Consider the following 25,798-nt stretch of genomic DNA (forward strand, 5'->3'; position numbering starts at 1 on the left):
ATAGGTTAAAAGTCTTTAAAATAGTCTAATAACTCAAAGTAAAAACAAAGATGAATTTCATTTGTTTTCTCAAGGTTAATTTGAAAAAGCTTAAAAACAGAGAAAATAAATGTTTTAAAAATGTTAATAAAGAATGAAAAAAAACTACTCAAAAAAAGAGCTTGAATTTGAAAAATTTAAGATTAAAACTAAGAAAGCTAGCTTTCTATTTGTTTTTCTAATCTCATTGTTATTTACAAATTATGTAAATGCACAAGCCAGAGTATATGTAAATGGGAGTCTTGAGTTTGGTGTTCCTGTAAACGCTATGGATTTTAAAGATGCAAATTTTGGCTGGGGCGGAACTTTTGAAGCTGGTGTTCCAGTTATGTCGCCTTGGTATACAACACACCCAGTTAATGGTTGTACAGTTAGTGTAGGTGCCTGTCATCCCGTAGAAATTTGGGGATCAGGTTTTTTGGGAACACCAGCCACAGAGGGAGACAATTTTGTAGAGCTAAATGCCTATGTAGACTCTATGATTTATCAAAACATGTATCTTGTTAATGGCGATGTGGTTACATATGATTATAGACATAGAGCAAGGACTAATGGAAATCTGGAACAGGCAGGTTTGGTTATTGAAGATCAAAATGAAAATGTTGTTGCTGCAATTCATGAAACCACATTACCTTCATCAACAAGTGCTTGGTCTACAAACCAAGGAACCTATACTTTTACCGGGACTGATGGTGTATATAGACTAGGATTTAGAGCACTTAGTTCTTTTGCAGCTGGAGGGGGGAATTTACTGGATGCCGTAAGTGTAACACTCAATCCTATTATCGATTTAAAATATAGTAGTATATCTTCTTCGTGTGAAGGGGGTAGTAATGGTAGTATCTTTTTGAGAGTTAATGGAGGGGTAACAACGCCTACTTCAGTAGCTTTTGAGCTTATAGATCCTTTAAATGGTACTCCTTTTGTTTCAGATTCAGATATTACATTGACCCCTGTTCCTAATTCAAATGGAACACCTGTTCTTACACATACACCAGGAACTAATATATATGTAGTAACTATCCCTGTAGGAAATTACGACGGAGGTACGGTTTTAGGTTACGCTGACCCAATAAATGACGAGGATGGCATACAAATAAATGTGTCATCTGTATATGACGGTATTACTGAAGGTAATGAAACTTTTAGATTCGAAATAAAACCGCAAAATACGAACGGGGCAACAAATAATTTTGTCTCAACTTCATCTCCCGTATTTGGTGACACTTATTATGGTGCTACAAATGATGGTTTTATTTATTCGGTAGATTTTGATGGTGATGGTATTCCTGATGCTTGTGATTTAGACGATGATAACGATGGTATTCCAGATACGGTTGAAACAGGAGGTATAGATCCTCAAACAGATGCAGATGATGATGGTGTTCCAGTCTATTTAGATGATGACGATAGTGATCCATTAGTAGGTGATGCCAATGGAGCTATAGAAACTGGTTTTGATACAGATAGTGATGGTACGCCAGACTTTTTGGATTTAGATTCAGATGGCGATGGTTGCTCAGATGCTGTAGAAGCAGGAGCTACTAAAATTCTAACATCAAACTTCCAATTTCCTGCATCAGCGGTTGGAGCGGATGGTATTCCAGATGCAGTTCAAGCTACTAGTGGAGCAGATAGTGGGGTGATTGATTATAATGTTATAGGTTCTAATATTAATAATCTGCATTTTCAGAATGCCTCTGTTGGTTTTGCATGTTTTCCAGAGTTAGGATGTCCTGCTGAAGGTTTTCAAGTGATAAATAATGCGACACCTTCACAATGGCAACTAATGGATTTGGTAACTGGAGATATGGTTTTGGTAGATGATAATTCTAACCATAAAATAAATTCCATAGGGTATAATGTAAAGGATGGAAGAGTTTGGGGAGCATCGACGACTAGTATTGGTAAACTAACTGTTACGGCAAAAGATGGCTCAGGAAATTTAGTAACGGAAGTTGTAACCATTCCAGGCATACCAACATCATTTAATTCTAATGTAGGAGATATAGATGAGAATGGCCATTACTACTTCTGCGCGGGATCGGCTAATGCTAATGTTAGAGTCATTGATTTAGACCCAGAATCAGTAACATATTTACAGCAAATAAATAGTTTTACTGTTACTAATGGAGTTAGTTTTTCCGATTTTGCTTTCCACCCTTCAGATGGATTTCTATATGCTGTAACTAGTAATTCTGATTTGCTTAAAATAAACCCTAACACTGGGGTGCATATCAATTTAGGTTCTGCTGGAATGTCAACTGCATCTGGTTATGGTGCGGTATTTTTCGATGCTAATGGGTTTTTCTATGTTTTTAATAATAGTAATGGTAGAGTTTTTAGACTAGATTTACGTACAGACCCGGGTACAAATTACGACGAATCCCAAACAATACTCTTTTCACAAGGGGTAGCATCAGGCAATAATGATGGTGCACGTTGTGCGTATGCTGAACTATATACAGATTATGGAGATGCTCCAGATTTAGGTATGGGGACATCAATAGGAGATTATAAGACTCTATTATCAGATGATGGCCCTCGCCATACTTTACTTGATTTTTCAGAGGTGTCTAATACTTCTTCTTTAATGCTTGGTACTGCTGTAACTGCAGAATCAGATGCTTTGCAAAACACAGACGCTACTGGAGACCAAGATGATGGAATGACTTGGACTTCTTTAACTTCAGCACAATCTTATACAGAAACTATTGAGCTTATCAATACAACAGGTGAGTCTGCATATCTTAATGTATGGATAGACTATAATATGGATGGAGATTTTGATGATGCCGATGAACAATTGATTAACGATCAAGAGGTTTTAGCTGGGACAACTTCAGCTACTATTAATTTTACAACACCTTCTTATGCTATTTCAGGTGACACTTTCGCTCGTGTTCGTCTTTGTAGCAATTCTGGAGAATGTAACACTTCAACTGGTCCAGCCGCCGGGGGTGAGGTAGAAGATTATCTTGTTAATTTCTCTTTTGATCCATCAATAGAGATAACCAAATCAAGTACTTATGTAGATGTAAATGGAGATGGAGTAGCTAATGTAGGCGATGAAGTACATTATGTATTTGAAGTGAGTAACACTGGAAATGTTACAGTTAGTAATATCACAGTAAGTGATGCAAATGCAGTCGTAAGTGGAGGTCCAATAGATTTAACTTCAGGAGCTACAGACAGTACCACCTTTACAGCAGTGCATACTTTAACACAATTGGATGTAGATGCAGGCTATGTTTATAATATAGCCACAGCAACAGGAGAAGATCCAAGTGGCGATCCAGTAGAGGATGAGTCAGAAGATCCAGATCCATTAGATCCAAGTGATCCAGGTTATGATTCAGGTTGTCCAGATTGTACGGTAACACCAATACCACAAGAGCCATCAATAGAGATAACCAAATCAAGTACTTATGTAGATGTAAATGGAGATGGAGTAGCTAATGTAGGCGATGAAGTACATTATGTATTTGAAGTGAGTAACACTGGAAATGTTACAGTTAGTAATATTACAGTAAGTGATGCGAATGCAGTCGTAAGTGGAGGTCCAATAGATTTAACTCCAGGCGCTACAGACAGTACCACCTTTACAGCAGTGCATACTTTAACACAATCGGATGTAGATGCAGGCTATGTTTATAATATAGCCACAGCAACAGGAGAAGATCCAAGTGGCGATCCAGTAGAGGATGAGTCAGAAGATCCAGATCCATTAGATCCAAGTGATCCAGGTTATGATTCAGGTTGTCCAGATTGTACGGTAACACCAATACCACAAGAGCCATCAATAGAGATAACCAAATCAGGTACTTATGTAGATGTAAATGGAGATGGAGTAGCTAATGTAGGCGATGAAGTACATTATGTATTTGAAGTGAGTAATACCGGAAATGTTACAGTTAGCAATATTACAGTAAGTGATGCGAATGCAGTCGTAAGTGGAGGTCCAATAGATTTAACTCCAGGCGCTACAGACAGTACCACCTTTACAGCAGTGCATACTTTAACACAATCGGATGTAGATGCAGGCTATGTTTATAATATAGCTACAGCAACAGGAGAAGATCCAAGTGGAGATCCAGTAGAGGATGAGTCAGAAGATCCAGATCCATTAGATCCAAGTGATCCAGGTTATGATCCAAGTTGTCCAGATTGTACGGTAACACCAATACCACAAGAGCCATCAATAGAGATAACCAAATCAAGTACTTATGTAGATGTAAATGGAGATGGAGTAGCTAATGTAGGCGATGAAGTACATTATGTATTTGAAGTGAGTAACACTGGAAATGTTACAGTTAGTAATATCACAGTAAGTGATGCAAATGCAGTCGTAAGTGGAGGTCCAATAGATTTAACTTCAGGAGCTACAGACAGTACCACCTTTACAGCAGTGCATACTTTAACACAATCGGATGTAGATGCAGGATATGTTTATAATATAGCTACAGCAACAGGAGAAGATCCAAGTGGCGATCCAGTAGAGGATGAGTCAGAAGATCCAGATCCATTAGATCCAAGTGATCCAGGTTATGATTCAGGTTGTCCAGATTGTACGGTAACACCAATACCACAAGAGCCATCAATAGAGATAACCAAATCAGGTACTTATGTAGATGTAAATGGAGATGGAGTAGCTAATGTAGGCGATGAAGTACATTATGTATTTGAAGTGAATAATACCGGAAATGTTACAGTTAGCAATATTACAGTAAGTGATGCGAATGCAGTCGTAAGTGGAGGTCCAATAGATTTAACTCCAGGCGCTACAGACAGTACCACCTTTACAGCAGTGCATACTTTAACACAATCGGATGTAGATGCAGGCTATGTTTATAATATAGCTACAGCAACAGGAGAAGATCCAAGTGGAGATCCAGTAGAGGATGAGTCAGAAGATCCAGATCCATTAGATCCAAGTGATCCAGGTTATGATCCAAGTTGTCCAGATTGTACGGTAACACCAATACCACAAGATCCATCAATAGAGATAACCAAATCAGGAAGTTATGTAGATGTAAATGGAGATGGAGTAGCTAATGTAGGCGATGAAGTACATTATGTATTTGAAGTGAGTAATACCGGAAATGTTACAGTTAGCAATATTACAGTAAGTGATGCGAATGCAGTCGTAAGTGGAGGTCCAATAGATTTAACTCCAGGCGCTACAGACAGTACCACCTTTACAGCAGTGCATACTTTAACACAATCGGATGTAGATGCAGGCTATGTTTATAATATAGCTACAGCAACAGGAGAAGATCCAAGTGGAGATCCAGTAGAGGATGAGTCAGAAGATCCAGATCCATTAGATCCAAGTGATCCAGGTTATGATCCAAGTTGTCCAGATTGTACGGTAACACCAATACCACAAGATCCATCAATAGAGATAACCAAATCAGGAAGTTATGTAGATGTAAATGGAGATGGAGTAGCTAATGTAGGCGATGAAGTACATTATGTATTTGAAGTGAGTAATACCGGAAATGTTACAGTTAGCAATATTACAGTAAGTGATGCGAATGCAGTCGTAAGTGGAGGTCCAATAGATTTAACTCCAGGCGCTACAGACAGTACCACCTTTACAGCAGTGCATACTTTAACACAATTGGATGTAGATGCAGGCTATGTTTATAATATAGCTACAGCAACAGGAGAAGATCCAAGTGGAGATCCAGTAGAGGATGAGTCAGAAGATCCAGATCCATTAGATCCAAGTGATCCAGGTTATGATTCAGGTTGTCCAGATTGTACGGTAACACCAATACCACAAGAGCCATCAATAGAGATAACCAAATCAGGAAGTTATGTAGATGTAAATGGAGATGGAGTAGCTAATGTAGGCGATGAAGTACATTATGTATTTGAAGTGAGTAACACCGGAAATGTTACAGTTAGCAATATTACAGTAAGTGATGTGAATGCAGTCGTAAGTGGAGGTCCAATAGATTTAACTCCAGGCGCTACAGACAGTACCACCTTTACAGCAGTGCATACTTTAACACAATTGGATGTAGATGCAGGCTATGTTTATAATATAGCCACAGCAACAGGAGAAGATCCAAGTGGGGCTCCAGTAGAGGATGAGTCAGAAGATCCAGATCCATTAGATCCAAGTGATCCAGGTTATGATTCAGGTTGTCCAGATTGTACGGTAACACCAATACCACAAGAGCCATCAATAGAGATAACCAAATCAGGTACTTATGTAGATGTAAATGGAGATGGAGTAGCTAATGTAGGCGATGAAGTACATTATGTATTTGAAGTGAGTAATACCGGAAATGTTACAGTTAGCAATATTACAGTAAGTGATGCGAATGCAGTCGTAAGTGGAGGTCCAATAGATTTAACTCCAGGCGCTACAGACAGTACCACCTTTACAGCAGTGCATACTTTAACACAATCGGATGTAGATGCAGGCTATGTTTATAATATAGCTACAGCAACAGGAGAAGATCCAAGTGGAGATCCAGTAGAGGATGAGTCAGAAGATCCAGATCCATTAGATCCAAGTGATCCAGGTTATGATCCAAGTTGTCCAGATTGTACGGTAACACCAATACCACAAGAGCCATCAATAGAGATAACCAAATCAGGTACTTATGTAGATGTAAATGGAGATGGAGTAGCTAATGTAGGCGATGAAGTACATTATGTATTTGAAGTGAGTAATACCGGAAATGTTACAGTTAGCAATATTACAGTAAGTGATGCGAATGCAGTCGTAAGTGGAGGTCCAATAGATTTAACTCCAGGCGCTACAGACAGTACCACCTTTACAGCAGTGCATACTTTAACACAATTGGATGTAGATGCAGGCTATGTTTATAATATAGCCACAGCAACAGGAGAAGATCCAAGTGGGGCTCCAGTAGAGGATGAGTCAGAAGATCCAGATCCATTAGATCCAAGTGATCCAGGCTATGATCCCGGTTGTCCAGATTGTACGGTAATCGAGATACCAAACATTACTAATGCAATTAATGATATTAACAATACGTTTGTAAACACTCCTGTCTCAGGAAGTGTATTGACTAATGATTTTGATTTAGAAGGTAATGAACAATCAATAACATCAAATACAGAACCAGAAAATGGAACTGTAGTTGTTAATTCAGATGGAACATATACATATACACCGAACACAGGTTTTGTAGGTACAGATACGTTTACATATGTTGTCTGTGATAATGGAAATCCTCAAGCATGTGATACAGCTACAGTCACTATTAATGTTGAACCTATCTCAATTATAGAAAACAATGTTGTGGTAGCTAATGATGATGCTGTCATCACAGAAGTGGATACACCTATAGTTATTTCGGTGTTATCTAATGATTTTGATCCTAATGGAGATGCTTTTAGTATTACATCAGGTTCAGTAACATCACCACAAAATGGTGTGGTAACTGTAAATGCAGATGGTACCATAATTTATACACCAAATATCGGTTATGTTGGAGAAGATTCATTTACATATACGATATGTGATGATGGAACGCCTCAGGCCTGTGATACTGCTACAGTATATGTGACAATATTCCCAGATGATGGAGTAAATAATACTTATGCTGTTGATGATGCCTATTTTATTGAATGTTCATCTGATTTAACGATGAATTTATTAGATAATGATTATGATAATGAAGGTGATGATCAAATAGTAGTAACAACGCCTTTAGTTCAACCACTTCATGGAACTGTAATAATTAATCCAGATGGTACTTTTGATTATTCAGTAGATGGATGTTATACCGGACCGGATAGTTTTGTTTATCAGGTATGTGATAGTCATAACCCATCAGCATGTAGTCAAGCTACTGTCTATTTATTAATTGAAGATACTACTGTGCCAATATTCAATGAGAGTTTACCAGTAGATGTTACTGTTGGATCATGTGATGCTGTACCAACAGCGCAGACTTTAACCGCCACGGATAACTGTGGAGCAGTAGGTGTGGTGTTTGAAGAAACCATGGCAGAAGGGACTTGTGCAGGAAACTATACCTTAACAAGAACTTGGACGGCAACAGATGCATGTGGTAATGAAACATTACATACACAAGTCGTTACTGTAGAAGATACTACAGCACCAATATTTAATGAAGCATTGCCAAGTGATATGATCTTAGAATGTGATCAAGAGATTCCAGCAGCAGCGGCATTAACTGCGTCAGACAGCTGTGGATTTGTAGAGGTTACTTTTGAAGAGTCAACCGCATATGGTAGTTGTTCAGGTAGTTATGATTTAATTAGAACATGGACAGCAATTGACGACTGTGGAAATGAGAGTATCCACACGCAAACGATCACGGTAGAAGATACTACAGCACCAGTATTTATTGGAGATTTACCATTAGATATATATGCTTCATGTGATGCGATACCAGAGGCGGCTGTATTATCAGCTACAGATAATTGTTCGTCAGAAGTTACTATAGTACTAAATGAATATGAAGAAGCAGGAGACTGTAGCAATAAGTATAATTTAGTAAGAGAATGGATAGCGACTGATGATTGTGGAAACAGTTCAACCTATGTTCAGGTAGTTCATTTAACCTGCAAAATAAAAGGGGAAGATATCCATAATGCGGTGAATTTAGATAATTCTGTTTACGACAACTATTTTGTAATAGAAGGTATTGATTGTTTTCCAGACAATATGGTTCGGGTATTTAATAGATGGGGAGTAGAGGTATATTCTCAAAAAGGCTATAATAATGAAGATAAGGCTTTTAGAGGGTACTCTGATGGGAGAGCAACTATTGAAGATTCTAACGGTCTTCCAACAGGAAATTACTTCTATATCATAGAATATAAGTACAGTTATGATGGAGGTGAGACCTATGAAATATTAGATCAATCAGGATTCTTATATGTAAATAATAATAACAAATAAACAAGTGATGACGAAATATATAAAACTTATGAGAGCTACTATATTCATAGCCATGTTAGCGGTATCTCAAATAGTACTTAGTCAACAAGATTCCCAGTACACTCAATATATGTATAATACTCAAACGGTTAATCCTGCGTATGCAGGTAACCGTGGAGTATTGAGTTTTGCAGGTCTATATAGAACTCAGTGGGTAGGGATAAATGGTGCCCCAGAGACTATGAATTTTTCGGTAAATTCTCCAGTAAGCGAGCGCGTAGGATTAGGCTTATCCTTCTTTAACGATGAGATAGGAATTTCTACAGAGAATAATGTAGCAATAGATTTCTCATACACATTACCTTTAAATGATGATGAATTATATTTATCATTTGGCTTAAAGGGTGGTCTTAATATTTTAGATGTAGATTATGGTAAGCTAAATCCGAATGATATTACAGATCCGGCATTCCATCCTTCTAATAATATCGATGGTCAGTTATCAACGATAATAGGAGCAGGTTTATATTTACGCCATAGAGACAAATGGTATTTAGGATTCTCAGTACCGTCATTTTTAGAGACTGAGCATTATGATGATGTTACAATAAGTACAGCAAGTGAGTTAATGCACTTGTATTTGATAGGGGGGTATGTTTTTGATTTGACACCAGACTGGAAGTTTAAGCCAGCGTTTTTATTAAAAGCAGTAGATGGTGCTCCATTAGCGGCAGATCTATCGGCAAACTTTCTATATGCCAATAAGCTAACTTTAGGAGCTGCCTATAGATGGGATAGCGCCTTGAGTGGATTATTAGGATTTCAGGTAACAGAGCGTATAATGTTAGGATATGCCTATGATTATGATTTAACCGATATCCGTAATTATAGTGGTGGTTCTCATGAGATTTTCCTTCGCTTCGAGTTAGGAAAACAAGGTTCCGGAATTATTAACCCAAGATTCTTTTAATTCTAACTAACAACAAAACAAGATATGATGACAATAATAAAAACAGGAAAGCCCTCTATAAAACACTTATTAGCGTTATTGATGCTATCAATAAGTATTTTTGTACAAGGTCAATCAAAGCTAAAGAAAGCAGACGAAGCCTTTGTTAGTAAGTCTTACATGGAAGCTGCCGAGATTTATGAGCGCGTCGCAGAGAAAGGGTATAAGTCAGAAGAGTTATTACAGAAATTAGGAGACAGCTATTATTTTAATGGTAAATATGAAGAGGCCTCGAAGTGGTATGGAGAATTATTTACAATGAATAGTTCTCAATCTTCAGATTATCTATTAAGATATGCCCAGTCTTTAAAAGCGACTGGCGAAGATTCAAAGGGAGAGACTTATTTTGATCGTTACATACTTGAATCAGGTCTAGATAAAGGTGCACAAGTATTGGTAGAACGTTACAAGGAAATGATAGAGGCCAACTCAGGGCGTTATGATCTATGGTACGTACCATTCAATACAGAAGGAATAGATTATGGTGTAAGTTTTAAGGAAGAAGGACAATTAGTATTTGCTTCTACAAGAAATAAAGGAGTATTGAGAAATCGTCTTAGTTCGTGGGACGGATTACCATTTTTAGATATTTACACCGTAGAAGTAGAAAACGATACGGTATTTGGAACACCTAAGACCTTAAAAGGCGATGTCAATGCAAAGTATCATGAGTCAACGGCTTGTTTTACTAAAGACGGAAAGACCATGTACTTTACCCGAACCAATCCTCAACCATCCGAAGAAGAGGACGTAGATTTATACCATTTAGAGATTTATACAGCCACATATGACGATGGGAAATGGAAATCTGTAGAATCACTATCAATCAATGGAGAAGATTTTAACACGGCTCATCCAGTGTTGTCCCCAGATGAGACAAGATTATATTTTGCATCAGACCGTCCAGGTGGCTATGGGTCAGTAGATTTGTATTATGTAGAATTAGATGAAGGAGAATTAGGATCTATTGTAAATCTTGGACCTATAATTAACACCAGTGGTCGCGAGTCTTTTCCTTTTGTATCCTTAGAGAATGAGTTTTATTTTTCATCAGATGGGCATTTTGGTTTAGGAGGATATGATGTATTCTACCATAAGATGAACTCAGAAGGAGAATTCGTAGGGAATCTATTGAATGTAGGAGAGCCAATAAACTCGAGTTTTGATGATGTATGTTACGTTGTAAAAAACAAACGCGGATTTATAAGTTCAAATCGTACAATAGATGGAGAAGAGGTATATGATAACATTTATACCTTCTTAGAAAAAAAACCAATAAAAGATATTTACTTAAAGAGTCTTTTACATGGAGTCGTAACAGACAAATCTACTCAATTGCCATTACCAGGAGCGAAAGTAGAGGTGTTGGACGTAGAAAACCATGTTATAGCAACTTTAATCACGGATGAACAAGGAAGATATTCAGAAGAAGTAGCCTATGAGCCATCATATGTGTTAAAGGTGACGAAAGAGAATTATAGCAGTGCTGATGGCTATTCAGAAAAGGAACAAGAGGATAGAGAGCATAATTTTGAATTATCACCAGTAGAGAATGTTATAGAGCCTGGTACCGACTTAGCAAAGCTATTAAATATCCCCATTATTTACTTTGATTTTGATAAGTCAAATATCCGTCCAGATGCAGAAGTAGAGCTTCAGAAGTTAGTAGAAGCATTGAATATGTATCCTGAATTAAAGATCGATATACGGTCACATACAGATAGTAGAGGTAGTGATAATTACAATGAAGCCTTATCATCAAGACGAGCTACATCAACAATGCGTTATTTAATATCAGAAGGCATCTCTAAAGATCGATTGACAAGCAAAGGCTATGGAGAATACCAATTAGTGAATCATTGTAGTAATGGTGTACCTTGCAGTAAAGCAGAACATCAAGCCAATAGGCGAAGTGAATTTATTGTCGTAGAATAATGGTTTAAACCTCTCCTTTTTTAACTTAATCTTCAATAAGATTGTCTGGTTAATTACAAAAAAAGTAAAGGTTTATAAATTGTTGTTATTTAACGTAAATAAAATAGAATAAATATTTTTAACTGCCCTCCCTTCACAAATTTTCCCTAAGATTTGATTAAATAGCAGCGGAGGAGAGGGCTTTTATGATTTGAATTTTAAAGAAAAGATTAACTAAATTTAAATTTTTATTTGAAAGAATATAAAAAAAATAGCGAAGAGAATTCACTAAAGATGATTGCGCTTATGACTGTAATTATGATGGTAGCCTTTTTTGTATGGAGAATAGTTATTAGATATATGTGAATTCTATAATTTTTTGCAAAAAATTATATCCTTTATTCAGGACGAATCAATATGATCTTGTATTTTACTGTTATAGGTAGACTTAAATTAAATACTTTTAGTAATTTTTATATCCCATCTTAAGGAGGCTCTAAAAAAAAAAAAGAGGCTTTTGTATTTACTAGCTGTTGGTAAAGAAGTGTTAATGTATTAAGTTAAGGATAACACGATACCAATATTCTTATTACACTATTGTTACAAGTATAATAATTTGTTAAGACAAATCAAATTAACATGTTTGTTCACGAAATTTTAATGTTTACGAATATTGAACAGGTGGAAATAATGAACATTAAGGATTGTTAATATGAATAAAGTAGATATTCATAATAATGCAATTTATAATTTGTAATAGGAGAATCTAATAACTTAGGACAGGAAAATAATAGATTGTAATGAAGATATTGGAGTTGATGGATTAGGTATAACAATTAACAATTAACGGATTATAATGATTGAAGAGATTAAGAAAGACGTTAAAAAGCACTAACTATTTAATATTATTGTATACAATAAGAGATCTGAGGAGTTTTTGTTGGTTGCATAAAAATTATATCCAAAAGTTAAAAAAGAATTTCGCAAAATAATATTAATATTTAAAAGATAATGGTAAGGTGTATATTAATACAAATGATATTTTCCTTTGTATAGATACTAAAAAAAAACAACCAGAAACAAAAAAGAAAATGGAAGCCGAGCATTTACAAAAACAGGTTTATGATTGGTTTTTAATCAGCGTTTTAGATTTCAAAATAAAAATCAAGATAGGAGAAAATTATAACTCAATACAGAAAAAAACAGTTTGAGGAGGTGAACCAGCAGTAGGTATATTAACTAAATTATTTACAGCCAGAAAAGTTCATCCTACTCTATAAAAGAAACTTCAGAAGAGTTAATGATAAATCATTTATAATTAACAGATTATAACGTTAATATAGTGCCAAAAGAATAAGTTATGAAGACTTAATAATAAACTACGTACGATAAAAGAAGTAAAGAAACAGCAAAATAATACATCCAGCCAAAGCTATAAACAATTATGGAAACTATTTTGATGTTTTAGCCATAACTCAAAAATTCACAACACTATCTAAGGCATCATCTGCATCCTTATGAATAAAGTTAGCTTGATAATTGAGTGTAGTTTTTAGGTCACTGTGACGGTATAGCTTTTGCAACATTAAAGGATGAATATTATCCCCAGCAATGTTTCCAAATGAGTGCCTAGCGATATGCATAGTTATTTTTTTGGTTATACCTGCTTTCTTAGCTATTGATTTTAAATGTGTATTAAATTTTCTATTAGCAGTTTTTATTTTATTGAAAACATCTTTGGGGTTTGTTAGATCAGCTTTTTTTAGTTCTGGAAATATAAAATCAATTTCACTTCTTTTATCTGCTTTATATTTATCTAATATAAGTAAGGCTTTTTGCGGAATCTTGATAGAAATCAATTTTGAATTTTTGCCCATTCTATATTGAAGTCTATTATCATTGATATCAGACCATCTCGTTCTAAGAACATCTGCAATTCTCATTCCAGCAAAGTTGAAACTGTAAAGCCAAACATTTCTTGCATGTTTTTGACTAGGCGATAGATCATTTAAACTTTCAATGATTTTAATTTCCTGAATGTTAAGTCCAATTTTTATAGATTCGGGAAACTTAATTTTTATTTTATTTCCTCCAAATGGGTATAATTCTCTACTTACAATTTTCTGTTCTGTTGCTCTATTGTATAATAAACGGATGAGTACCATAATATTCATTATAGTTGTTTCTGAGAGTTTGTGCTTAGTTTTACAATATAACATTAACTTTTTCAAAAAGCGTTCGTCAATTTCTTGAAAAGTGAGTTGTTTGGATTTATAGAATTTGAATATATAACTAATCCAGGCTTTATCAGCTGAGAGTCTATTGAGTTTTTCTAAACTTTCTAAATCATCCAAGTGTTCTTGTGCAAGTTCAAAGAATGTAGAATTTCTGCCAGAACAGTATAACTCCTTCTTAATTTGATTAGCCGAAGCGTCTTTTTTTTCAGACTGAAGGGTTATTAATGCCTTGTTTAATTTTGATAATTCTTGAGATAATAGACTGTTTAAACTATTTGAATTTACATGAGATTTTTTAACTCTAATATTTTTCTCATCCCAATCCTCAATGTCTATATAATGACCAACATATTGATACGTTGAACGACGATTTTTCGTAATCCGAATTGCTAAAGGATAGAGACCTTTTGAATTTGCTTTTTTACGAAGAACTATTTTAGCATTTGATGACATAATTAACCTGTTTTGATCACGAAAGTCAAGTCAGGTACAACATAGGTACAACATTCAATTTTGAATGTAGTTTTTACCTAAGAATTACCTCAAAGATACAAATTTATTGGTCTTTTTGGGTACAACATAGGTACAACAAATGCTGAATTTAGCTGATATTAGATAATATCAAAGAAAATGATATATTTTGTAATTAACTATAAATGAACGACTTTGGTGTTGTTTGGTCAAAGGTACGCTAGACTTAGGATCTAGTGCCGCGAGGTGTGAGAGTTCGAGTCTCTCCGCCTGTACTGAGTAAGAAAGCTAACTTTAACGAGTTAGCTTTTTTTGTGCTTATATGTAATTAATTGATTTGCTGTACTAACAACTCTTAAAGACAAAAAAAGAGAGCTTCCGTTTAAAGAAACTCTCCTTTTAGTAAAAAAACACTTAATTAATTAAAGCTTTACTAACTTAGTTGTTAGGGTTTGGTTAGTGTCGTTTTGAACTTTAACCATGTACATACCAGAATTTAAAGATGATATGTCGAACGTATCGGTTCTTGTAAAATAACCTTGGAACGATTTAACTAATTTTCCGGTTAAATCATAGACTTCAACATTAGAAACGTTAACACTAATACTAAAAGCAGTTTCTGAAGGATTAGGATAAATATTGAAACCTAATATGGCGTCGTCATCAATGCTTAAAACATTTGAAGATGTGTTTCCTAATATTCTAAACTGACCAGCAGGTATGGTTAGTGCTGAGGTCGAATTACTAACAGTAGTGCTTCCTGTAGCATCCATAAGATCATACCATGTAGTGGTTACTCCTGCAGGGAAATTAGTATCAATACTTCGTGTAACAACGTCAAAATTGGCATATATAATTACATTTTTCAATTCTGAACTTGGTATTGAATTATCAAAAATATCAATTCTTGGTGTTAAGTTTCCTGAAGTGATGGCATAATCTCCTTTAAAAACTGGTTCTTCAATTTTTAGTTTATGAAGTTTAGACCAATCGTTATAAATCTGACCTCTAAGAGCATCCGTTAACCAGTTATTTGCCCATTGTGGTTGTGGTTTCGTATCTAATTTACAACCGTCGTTGTCATAACTTCCATCGTTACATGTAAAGATAGAAGTATCCATTCCTAATTCTCCAAAATGCCAAATCATTTTTGGCCCAGGAACCATTACAGAAATGGCTCCTAATGCAGACATTCTAGATAAGGCAGTATTCAAATCTTGAACGTTATGACTGCTATTACTTGTGTTACCAAAGGCTACATTCTTGTACATTAAACGTTCTTCATCATGACTTTCAGTATAGCCAACTAATCTAGGCCCGTTAAAGCCAGAGTGTGCTTTATGGCCCATTCTGTTGATGTTTTTATCACCACCTTGACCCATTGTGATTTCTCCGTATTGGGAATTCATATTTCCCCACATCATGACTCCTTTACCTTCGCTTAGTCTGTAATTAGCCCATTCTTTTTCTTCATTGTCAGATCCTAAATGCTCAAAAATTACGTAATGGTCTGGGTCTACTGACCATGAATGATCGGCATATTCTTTTAAAACATCCACTCGATCTTGTTGGTAATTTCCAGTACAGCCTGCATCTCCATCATAAGTCCCATTTCCACAATTTTGTGTAAATCCTTTGGTTAAATCCCAACGGAAACCGTCAATTTTATATTCTTCAATCCAATAACCAACGACTTGTTTAACATAGTCTTTGGTGTAATCTGAACTGTGATTAAAGTCGTTACCAACACTATATGAGTGTGTTGGGTACACATTAAAGTATGGGTTTTCTGTTGAAGGACCTCCCCAACCATCACCATCAGGATCGTCCATCCACATTCTCACCATTGGATTTCTTCCAAAAGCGTGATTAAAGGCGATATCTAAAATCACAGCAATACCGTTTTGATGACAAATATCAACGAGCTCTTTGAATTTTTCTTGTGTTCCGTAAAATTTATCAATGGCCATATGAAATGCGGTATTATACCCCCAACTTTCGTTGCCTTCATATTCCATAATTGGCATTAATTCTATAGCATTGACATTTAGATTTTTGAAATAGTCAATCTTATCAATTATGGTCTGAAAATTACGGTCAGTATCAAAATCTCTAATTAAAACTTCATAAATAACTAAGTCTTCTTCTGCGGGCTTAGTGAAATTGGTGACTTGCCAATTGTAAGGAGTTTGACCTGTTTGTAAAACGGTAACTTCACGTTCTTGTCCTTCGGGATATACAGGTATATTTGGATAAGTTGAAGCCGGAATATAAGCGTCATCAAAAGGAGATAAAACTAAAGGAGAATATGGGTCTGCAACTTTTACTAAGGCAGGTGAATTAGCTATAGGATTGGTGTCAAAAACCCAATATTGGTATGTTTCAATAGCTCCAGGTGTTAACCCTGAAACTTCCAACCAAAACTTTCCAGTAGCTGGATCACGTTTCATAATATCGGCAGTAGATGGAGTGTAGTTGTTCCAACTTCCAGCAACTTGTATAAATTCTTTATAAGGTGCTGTTAAAACTAAAGTCGCTTTAGTAGCATCGCTGTGGTAATTAATCCCATCAACCATGTTAGTTGGCATGGCTTCTTCTACTACGGTTGGTACAACAATAACATCAAAACTAGCTTCTCCGGTATCTGTAGAACCTGGAGGAGTCCCTACAAATTTTACAGTACCACTTTCTGTGATATTTGTAAGTGTTGAATTACAGGCCGGAAACCCACAAGAACCAGTAGTGGCTAAAACCTCATTATAGTATATTTCGAAACTACCCATAACCGTTGTAGAACCTTGATATGTAATGGTTGCACTTACAGAGAGATCACTACCAGAATTTATAACAACAACCTCACTAGTAGGTTGTGTGATATTGATTTGTACTTTTCCAACAGGAAAAATAAAATCACTACAACCATTATCTTTCAATTCTTGGTCACCAGTGGCATTTCTAAATACCATTCCTATTTGTGTCGCACTATCTGCTTGAGCTTGCGAAATGCCGTAATATGTTTGTGGAGTAATGGTAATACTAAACGTACCATCTCCATTATTTGTCATTTCACCAACACCATCATCTAGCCCCCAATTACCAACAACTCCATACCCGAAGGCATCAGAATTATTACCAATTCCAGAATGCATATATACTTTTGTTGGGTTATTTAGGCCATTACAATTGCTATCCGTGCTATTAACATCAACAGTTATTGTTACAGGCTGATCGACTTCGATTGCACTGACGCTAAGGCTAACTTGTGCATGCGCGAAGTATGAGAACACTATAAAAAGTGCAAGTAATATTTTCTTCATAGTTAAAATTTTTAATAAAAAAAGCTATGTATTAAACATAGCTTTTTTTATGAATATCAATTAGTTAATCTAATGTAATAGTTAAATTGACGGTATCAACTGTTAGTGTGTACGTACCAGGCGTACCATCGAATGAGAAATTTAAATCACCATCCATAGCATTACTAAAGTTACTATCAATCGTGTAGCCTAGACCTTCATAAGTTGGGTAATTTATACCTGAACCCCAATCGTTATTAACTGTAAAGAATCTAAACGCATCATTTGTTAATTCTATGTCACCAGAGTATATTCCGGCACCAGTACAAGGTAAAGCAACAGGACTATCCCATCCCCAACCAGCATCAGCAATACCTGCACCAACTAGCCAAAGTTGTTCAAATTCGCATTGTAATTGTTCAGGACCTAATGTAATGGTTTTATTAATATCATCAACAGTTAAGTAGTACGTACCAGGTGTACCATCGAAAGAGAAATTTAAATCACCATCCATAGCATTGCTAAAGTTACTATCAATCGTGTATCCTTGATCTTCATAAGTTGGGTAGTTAGTTCCAGAACCCCAATCGTTATTAACGCTGAAGAATCTAAATGCATCATTAACTAATGCTACATTTCCGGCATAGGTTCCGTTACCAGTACAAGGTAAAGCAACAGGACTATCCCATCCCCAACCAGCATCAGCAATACCTGCACCAACTAGCCATAATTGATCAAAGTTACAGTTTGGTCCAACAACTGCAGGGCCTAATGTAATTGTTTTAGCTGCCGTATCAACTTCTATAAAATATTCACCAGGGGTTCCTGTAAATTGGAAATTACTGTCACCGTCTAAAGCATTTACTAAGTTAGAATCTATGGTGTAACCAACAGCTTCGTAATATGGATAATTTAAGCCTGAATTCCAATCTGAAGCCACGGTAAAGAATCTAAACGCATCATTAATTAAATTAATGTTTCCAGAGTACTTAGTTCCTTGTAGTGGTAACTCAACTGGAGAATCCCATCCCCAACCAGCATCAACAGCACCTGCCCCTACAACATATAATACTGGAGCTAATTCTACACTAAAAGGAGTAACGGTAATTGTAATAGGATCTGAAAAACGTTCCATATTTCCACCAGCCATCTCAATGGTCGCTTTAATTCTAATATCTAAACTTCCTGCTTCTTCTGCCGTAAGTCCTGAGTTAAGCACAATCTCGTTAAAAGCTTCATGTGTACTAGAAAAAGAAAAATCTGTTGCACTTTCACTAACTGCAGTGGCGAAATTAGTACCAGCTTGTGCAAATTGAACTTCATAATTAACACTTACAGTGCTATTTTCACCAAAGTCTGGATCGTCCCAAGTTACAGCAATAGCGTCATCCGTTGGTGTGGTTTCAAGTAATACCAATTCGAAGGTGTTATCTGGACTTGTAATTACAGGAATAGCCTCTGAATATGAAGATACACTAAAGCTTATACTATTAGTTATATTAGATCCTGAGGTTACTCTCATAAAAACCGTGAACGGTTCAAAAGCATCTGCTCCTTGATCTAATAGTAAATTATTAAATTCGGCAACAGTCATGGTAAATCGATCGGAAGTAGACGATCCAATAACTGTAGGATTTTCAAATAACGCATCTGGTGATAATTCAACCATATAGCTATCTCCAGAGTTTAATTGGTCATTCCATACAATAGTGAATGCTTCATTATTCGGAAGATTATAATTTAAATTAATATTAGAAATCGCTGGCTCCAAAAGTTTAAATGAAGCATCAGGAGTAGTAATATCAATACTTTCTTCTGTTTCGCACGCCACAAAAACTAAGAAAAGACTTAGAATAAGCGCACTAATTTTATTGAAATTCATAGTGTTATTTTTTTATAAGTTAAGTGGGATCATTATATAATCTCCAGTTAAGTCGTTAAACCAAACCTCATAGTCATCTTGTACAATAACAGGAATAGATCCGCCTCCGTCAGTCGCAACACCAGAGAATGATGTATCTCCTCCCCAAGAAGATCCTGTATTGGTTACAAATTGTAAATTGCCAGATTGAAGATTTACGCTGGTAATATTCCAGATGTGTGGATCAACGTTAGATTGCGTCATTGAAACATTCCCTCCAGATAAAGCACTACCTTCTATGGTTATGCTTGAATAATCTATTGCGCCACTCACGTCAAAGCTTGAAAACGTATAGTGAGGTTCTTCAGTTGGCATAGAGAAATTAATGGTAAATGTGTAATAGCCATCTACCTCTATTCCAAAACGTCCAGGGTCTCCATCTTGTGTGGTTGGGTTTCCTGCAATATTTCCAGACACTTGCTTAGTGTCGTCACCTTCATTATCTGTAACTCCCCATTGTGGTTGCCATTGTCCACGTTCTTCTAAAATTTTAAATCGTCCTTGGTCAAAACCACCACTTCCTGTCCCGAAGAATCCAGTATAGGTGTACAAATTACCATTAAGCCCATCTCTGAACAATGGTGGATTATTATTGTTGTTATTCCAATCAGGATCTTCCCAAACTCCATTACCGTCTATATCTAGTGCATTTCCAACTAAATAAAAATCTTTTAATGTATAGTTGTAGTAAGGTTGTACTTCAAAACTAATAATATTAGAACTCACAGGAAGACCGTTTTGTGTCCCTAATGAACTTTCTACTTTAGCATACAAAGTATTAAAGAAAAAAGGAGGTAATCCTGCAGCACCAGCCGAAGAATTTAATTCACTAACTGACAAGGTTGCTGATGTTGTTCCTGTGATTATTGTTGCTACAACAGGATTTGTAAATGCTTCATCAGCAGAAAAAATGACAGCATAATTTTCGGATGCTTGTTGGCCATAATCAGCTTCATTCCAGTTAAATGTTATTGCAGGATTTCCAGGATTAGAGGCATCTAACTCTATCACTGTAATAGGAAGTTCTGCAAGCGTAATAGGTTCTGTTTCTGTAGCTGTAAATACTGAGGTGTCATCTTCACAAGAATTTAAAAGGAATCCTAGTGAGAGTACAGTTAACAGTACAGCTTTTAGTTTTAGTATTTTTTTCATTGCTTTATTTTTTAGTATCCAGGATTTTGAGTAAGATTCGGATTAGAAGACATACTTAAACTAGGTATAGGAAATAAGTTTAAATGTGCTGGTATAGCTATACCATTACTTCCGTTTCCTTTCCATGCCCAATTGTAATTTCCTCCGGTATATAATCCAAAACGAATTAAATCTTGTCTTCTGTGTCCTTCCCAATGTAATTCTCTAGATCTTTCATCTAATATAAAAGGTAGGGTTAAATCAGAAGCAGAAATCATATTAGGGTTGTTGGCACGAGTTCTTAATGCATTTACTAAGTTAACAGCTTCGGTAATGGTTCCTCCACCGCCACGAAGATGTGCTTCAGCATACATTAAATGTACATCAGCTAATCTAAATAGTGGAAAATCTGTATCAACAAATGTTTGATCTATCCCAGCAACTCCATTAGAACCGATATTAGAATATTTTTTAATAATATAACCTTGGTTAGGATCAGAGATATCCGTAATTCCAATAGGTCTATCAGCAGAAATGATTGTGTTTCTATCATCATCAATAAAGTTTCCACCTTCCCATAATTGAGCAAATTCTTTTCTAACTCTAAGTGCGCCTCCCCAGCCAGCTTCTGATACACCAACTTCGGCACCATTAACTTCAAGACTACCTACAGAACCGTTAATCATAACTGTTGTTGGTCCGTAGTTTTGAATTGTAGAACCATCAGAAATAATAGGAAAAATAACTTCTCCTGTTGCTGAATTGACATTATTGTCTGCTTGGAATAGATGTTTGTATTCCGTTGCAAGAACATAACCAGAGTTTAATAATTGTTGGCAGTAGTTCATACAATCGGTATATCTAGGTGTTCCTGTATAAACTTCGGCATTAAGATATATTTTAGCAAGAATCATATAAGCAACACCTTTATCTGCTCTACCATATTCGTTTTGACCAGCATCTACTAAATCTGATTCAATGTCTAATAATTCACTTTCAATAAATTCAAAAAGCTCTGTGCGGTTGGCAACAGGTAAAACCGAGTTGACAGGATTAGCTTCTGTTCCAAAGTTGGCTTTTCCATAAAGATCCATCATATAATAATAAGACAGCGCTCTTAATAATCTAGCTTCAGCACGATATTTAACGATGTCTTCACGTCCACTTTCAGAGACTCCTCTTGAATCTAATTTTTCTGGAGTTGTTTCTCTCAAAAAGTTATTGGCAAGTGCAATAGTTAAATGAGTTCTACTAAACATTCCTAAGATTAGAGGGTTTTGAGCGGTCCAAATGTTACGTTGAAGTTCTCTAGTTCCTGGGTCATTTTCGTAAGACCAAATCATTTGATCTGCTGTTAACGTCTGTAGGTATAACAATACACGACCAAATTGACTTGTACCAGCATCAATACCTTCAATATTAGAAGATTCTGGTCCGCCTGTTCCTGTTAATGCTAAATTAGCATATACACCTGCTAATACCCGTTCGTAGGCTGCTTCATCTTCGTAAAGTGTTGAGCCTAATATGGTGTCGTCATCATTTGGTGTTATATTTAAATCTTCAGTACAAGACGTCAATGTAAACACCGTTAAAACGGCAATGACACTAATATTTTTTATTATTCTTTTCATAGTTATTAAAATTTGAAATTAGCACCAATTAATATGTTTCTTGGTCTAGGATAAATTGTATTATCAATACCATTGAATACTTCTGGATCTAAACCGCTGTATTCTGTAATGGTAAATACATTTTGAACACCACCCCAAACTCTAATCGATTTTATAAATTTTGATAAGTCTTTAAACGTATAGCCTAAAGTAATGTTATCCATTTTTAAGAACGATGCATTCTCAACATAGACATCTGAAATAATGACATCAGAGGTTGTTTGAAAGTTCGTGTCTAAAACTGATGTAGGGATGTTTCCTAAAACAGCATTGCTACGTAATAAATCATATTGCGCACGCGCAGAATTTACATTGTTATAAACGTAGTTTCCAATGTTGGCTCTTAAGTTAAATGAAAAATCAAAGTTCTTGTACTCTAGATTAGTTTGGAATCCTAAGATAACATCAGCATCTGGGTTTTCTTTAAGATAACGATCTTCATCATTAATAATGTTATCACCATTTAAATCTACATAAGCCCCTTCGATATAATTACCTTGAGTATCTCTTAGTTGTTTAAATACGTAGAAAGAATTTGGTGATTCACCTTCTCTAAATAACTGAACAAAGTTTCCTGTTCCTCCTGCAATACCACCAGTAGTTACATCTTGGCCAAAGGCTAATTCTGTAATCTCTCTATCTAAAAGTGTTGCATTAAAGTTGAAATTTAAGTTGAAATCTTCCTTTTTGATAACGTCTGTATTAATTGTAAATTCTAAACCTTGAATTCTAAGATTTCCAATATTTTGAACAATACTGTTTGAAAAATTACTTCCATCTGGCACAGGTGCATTAAATAATAAATCTTCCGAATCTTTCTGGAATACGTTTAAACTACCTGTAATGCGTTCATCAAATAAGCCGTAATCTACACCAATTTCTAAAGTTTTTGTTTCCTCCCATTTTAAATCAGGATTAATTTCTGAAGGAATTAATGACGATATAACCCCGTTACCAAATTGATATTGAGAATTATTCTGACCTGCTTGGTAACGACTTAAAAATAAATCACGTTCACCAATTTCTTGCTGTCCTGTAATACCATAACCAACTCTTAACTTTAAAGTAGAAATGGTCTTAGATTCTTTAAGAAAATCTTCATCACTTACTTTCCATGCGAAAGCACCGGCATAGAAATTTCCCCATCTGTTGTCTTCACTAAAACGCGAGGTACCATCTCTTCTATAAGTAAGTGTCATTAAGTATTTTTCATCTAGAGTAAGATTAGCTCTTCCAAAAAAACCAATTAATACAATGTCTGGATCTGCAAAGGTATCACCAAAACTATTGGGATCCATTTGGTTTCCTGTATAATAGCCTTCGTTAGTAAATCTTTGGTAAGAATAACCAGCAGTTAAATCAGTTCCTATTTTACCAAATTCTTTTTTATAGTTTAAGAAACCATCTAAAGATTGATTGGTTCTTTCTTGGTAACTAAATGATCTATTTCCTTTAATAGGGTCATTTGTTGCGTAGACGGCATTGTTACGAGTTATACCTTCGGTTTTATCGTAACCTAAGTTTAATACTAATTTCATTTCTGGTAAGAAATGGAATTTATAATCGAAATTGATATTACCAAAGAAACGCTCAGAATCTCCAATATTATTAGTTTGTAGTAATGATGCTACAGGGTTTGAACCTCCTAATAAAAGGGTGTTTCCGTTTCTATGTTGGTAGAATCCTCCAAAAGGAGACGTTGGATCATAAACAGGCTGTGTTGGGTCATAACCAAGTGCAGCTCCAATTTGTCCCGAATCTGCAAATCTGTTATCCTCGTATGAGAGGTTTGTATTTATGTTAACTTTAAGATGATTATCTAAAAACGTTGGATTTAAAGATAACGATAAGTTACGTCTGTCGAATTCTGAGGTTAATAAAGCTCCTTCTTGTTCCGTAACACCAAAAGAAAAACGTGCTGGTATAGCATTAAATAAAGATCCTCTTAAGGTAATGTTGTGGTTAACGGATACCGTTTTTCTGAAAATTTCATCCTGCCAATTGGTATTAGCGTCTCCTAATTGAGAGATGAAAGAATCTGGTAAGTTTTGAGCTGCTACTAATGCTCTGTATTCGTTTGCCGAGAAGACTTCAATTTGCTCATCAATATCTCCTAAGGTATACTGTACATCGTAATCAGCACTAAACTCAGATTTCCCTTTTTTAGTGACAATAATAATGACACCATTCGACGCTCTAGAACCATAAATAGCAGTTGCAGAAGCATCTTTTAAAACGGTAAATGAATCAATGTCGTTAGGGTTAATACTCGATAAAATACCTCTAGAACCCCCTACGTTATCATTTGTAATTGGTAAGCCATCAATAACAATTAATGGATTGTTAGAGGCGTTAATAGAAGAGCCACCTCTAATTTTAATTTCTGATCCAGATCCTGGCGCACCACTAGTATTAATAGTTACACCGGCAACACGACCGCTTAATAAGTTTTCAGGTGTTACAATGTTTCCACGTGTAAAATCTTTTGACGTTACAGCTTCAACAGAACCTGTGGCGTCTTTTTTAGTGGTTGTACCATAACCAATAAGGACAACTTCGTCTAATTGAGAAGCGTCCTCTTCAATAACGACATCTATAGTGGCTTGGCCTGTAAACTCAATTTCTTGTGTTGTATAGCCAAGATAAGAAACTACGATAATTTCACCTTGGCTTAGTTCTAAGGAAAATTTACCGTCGAAATCCGTGGATGTTCCTCTGGCAGTACCTTTAATAATAACATTTACGCCTGGTAGAGGCATGGCGTTTGCTTTGTCTGTAACAGTACCAGTGACGGTAGATTGTGCCATCAACGTTGCTGGCAGCATAATGAGACAGAATAGTAAAGCATTTAAAACTGTTTTCATAAAATGTATTTAAGTTAATTGCTTGTTTAATAGATTTATATTTTCACTTCTCGGGTTAAATCTATGTAAATTTAATGTGAATTGAGGTTTAAAAAAGATGACGAAAGTCACGAAAACGTTTTCGTGTTAAAAACTTTTCTTAAAATATTAACATTCGGAGAAGATTAGTAAAAAACTGAGTATCTTTTATTAATAATATCTAAAAATTGCGAAGTCAAAAATTCTTTAATTTAATATTTGACTTATATTCGTTTATTCTTAGCCTTATTTAAGAATGAAGCCTATAAAGCGTTTTGTTAGATCAAGGAATGCTTGGTGACGTATAAGATGCAACAAAATAAAGAATTAAT

Annotated in this window: 9 protein-coding genes; 3 read left to right on the forward strand and 6 right to left on the reverse strand. The window is 35.5% G+C overall.

Annotation, left to right across the window (positions count from 1 at the left end; translation table 11 throughout):
* Window positions 1-133: 133 nt before the first annotated feature.
* Genes ACXGSQ_RS05845 through ACXGSQ_RS05855 form a run of 3 tightly spaced genes read left to right on the forward strand, consistent with a single transcriptional unit; the run spans window position 134 to window position 11,879 of the window.
* Window positions 134-8,956 (forward strand): DUF7507 domain-containing protein, encoded by an 8,823-nt coding sequence (locus tag ACXGSQ_RS05845; RefSeq protein WP_458628689.1) that lies wholly within the window; start codon window positions 134-136, stop codon window positions 8,954-8,956.
* Between the two features lie 28 nt (window positions 8,957-8,984).
* Window positions 8,985-9,905: a PorP/SprF family type IX secretion system membrane protein gene (locus ACXGSQ_RS05850; protein ID WP_458628690.1), complete on the forward strand. Its 921-nt coding sequence runs from the start codon at window positions 8,985-8,987 to the stop codon at window positions 9,903-9,905.
* A gap of 24 nt (window positions 9,906-9,929) precedes the next feature.
* A complete protein-coding gene (locus tag ACXGSQ_RS05855; RefSeq protein ID WP_458628691.1) occupies window positions 9,930-11,879 on the forward strand; it encodes an OmpA family protein in 1,950 nt (649 codons plus the stop codon).
* A gap of 1,454 nt (window positions 11,880-13,333) precedes the next feature.
* Here the strand turns inward: ACXGSQ_RS05855 and ACXGSQ_RS05860 are convergent.
* The 6 genes from ACXGSQ_RS05860 to ACXGSQ_RS05885 all read right to left on the reverse strand — a co-directional run bounded on the left by ACXGSQ_RS05860 (window position 13,334) and on the right by ACXGSQ_RS05885 (window position 25,448).
* The gene (locus tag ACXGSQ_RS05860) at window positions 13,334-14,548 is read right to left on the reverse strand and encodes a phage integrase SAM-like domain-containing protein (RefSeq protein WP_458628692.1); all 1,215 of its coding nucleotides are present in this window, start codon (window positions 14,546-14,548) and stop codon (window positions 13,334-13,336) included.
* 440 nt (window positions 14,549-14,988) lie between these two features.
* Window positions 14,989-17,883, reverse strand: a complete 2,895-nt coding sequence (locus ACXGSQ_RS05865) for an alpha-amylase family glycosyl hydrolase (RefSeq protein WP_458628693.1) — start codon at window positions 17,881-17,883, stop codon at window positions 14,989-14,991.
* 64 nt (window positions 17,884-17,947) lie between these two features.
* The gene (locus tag ACXGSQ_RS05870) at window positions 17,948-19,744 is read right to left on the reverse strand and encodes a SusE domain-containing protein (RefSeq protein ID WP_458628694.1); all 1,797 of its coding nucleotides are present in this window, start codon (window positions 19,742-19,744) and stop codon (window positions 17,948-17,950) included.
* Between the two features lie 12 nt (window positions 19,745-19,756).
* Window positions 19,757-20,935, reverse strand: coding sequence for a SusE domain-containing protein (locus ACXGSQ_RS05875; RefSeq protein WP_458628695.1), 1,179 nt, complete (start codon window positions 20,933-20,935; stop codon window positions 19,757-19,759).
* 11 nt (window positions 20,936-20,946) lie between these two features.
* Entirely contained in the window at window positions 20,947-22,545 is a 1,599-nt protein-coding gene (locus ACXGSQ_RS05880; protein WP_458628696.1) for a RagB/SusD family nutrient uptake outer membrane protein, read from the reverse strand.
* A 5-nt stretch (window positions 22,546-22,550) separates the two neighbouring features.
* Window positions 22,551-25,448 (reverse strand): SusC/RagA family TonB-linked outer membrane protein, encoded by a 2,898-nt coding sequence (locus ACXGSQ_RS05885; protein WP_458628697.1) that lies wholly within the window; start codon window positions 25,446-25,448, stop codon window positions 22,551-22,553.
* Window positions 25,449-25,798: the final 350 nt, after the last annotated feature.

The sequence above is a fragment of the Winogradskyella sp. PC D3.3 genome, assembly GCF_054366245.1.

What these genes read in the sequence shown, in the direction of transcription:
- ACXGSQ_RS05875 (WP_458628695.1), bottom strand. Translation starts at nt 20,935, where the DNA reads ATGAAAAAAATACTAAAACTAAAAGCTGTACTGTTAACTGTACTCTCA.
- ACXGSQ_RS05870 (WP_458628694.1), bottom strand. Translation starts at nt 19,744, where the DNA reads ATGAATTTCAATAAAATTAGTGCGCTTATTCTAAGTCTTTTCTTAGTT.
- ACXGSQ_RS05860 (WP_458628692.1), bottom strand. Translation starts at nt 14,548, where the DNA reads ATGTCATCAAATGCTAAAATAGTTCTTCGTAAAAAAGCAAATTCAAAA.
- ACXGSQ_RS05855 (WP_458628691.1), top strand. Translation starts at nt 9,930, where the DNA reads ATGATGACAATAATAAAAACAGGAAAGCCCTCTATAAAACACTTATTA.
- ACXGSQ_RS05845 (WP_458628689.1), top strand. Translation starts at nt 134, where the DNA reads ATGAAAAAAAACTACTCAAAAAAAGAGCTTGAATTTGAAAAATTTAAG.
- ACXGSQ_RS05880 (WP_458628696.1), bottom strand. Translation starts at nt 22,545, where the DNA reads ATGAAAAGAATAATAAAAAATATTAGTGTCATTGCCGTTTTAACGGTG.
- ACXGSQ_RS05865 (WP_458628693.1), bottom strand. Translation starts at nt 17,883, where the DNA reads ATGAAGAAAATATTACTTGCACTTTTTATAGTGTTCTCATACTTCGCG.
- ACXGSQ_RS05850 (WP_458628690.1), top strand. Translation starts at nt 8,985, where the DNA reads ATGAGAGCTACTATATTCATAGCCATGTTAGCGGTATCTCAAATAGTA.
- ACXGSQ_RS05885 (WP_458628697.1), bottom strand. Translation starts at nt 25,448, where the DNA reads ATGAAAACAGTTTTAAATGCTTTACTATTCTGTCTCATTATGCTGCCA.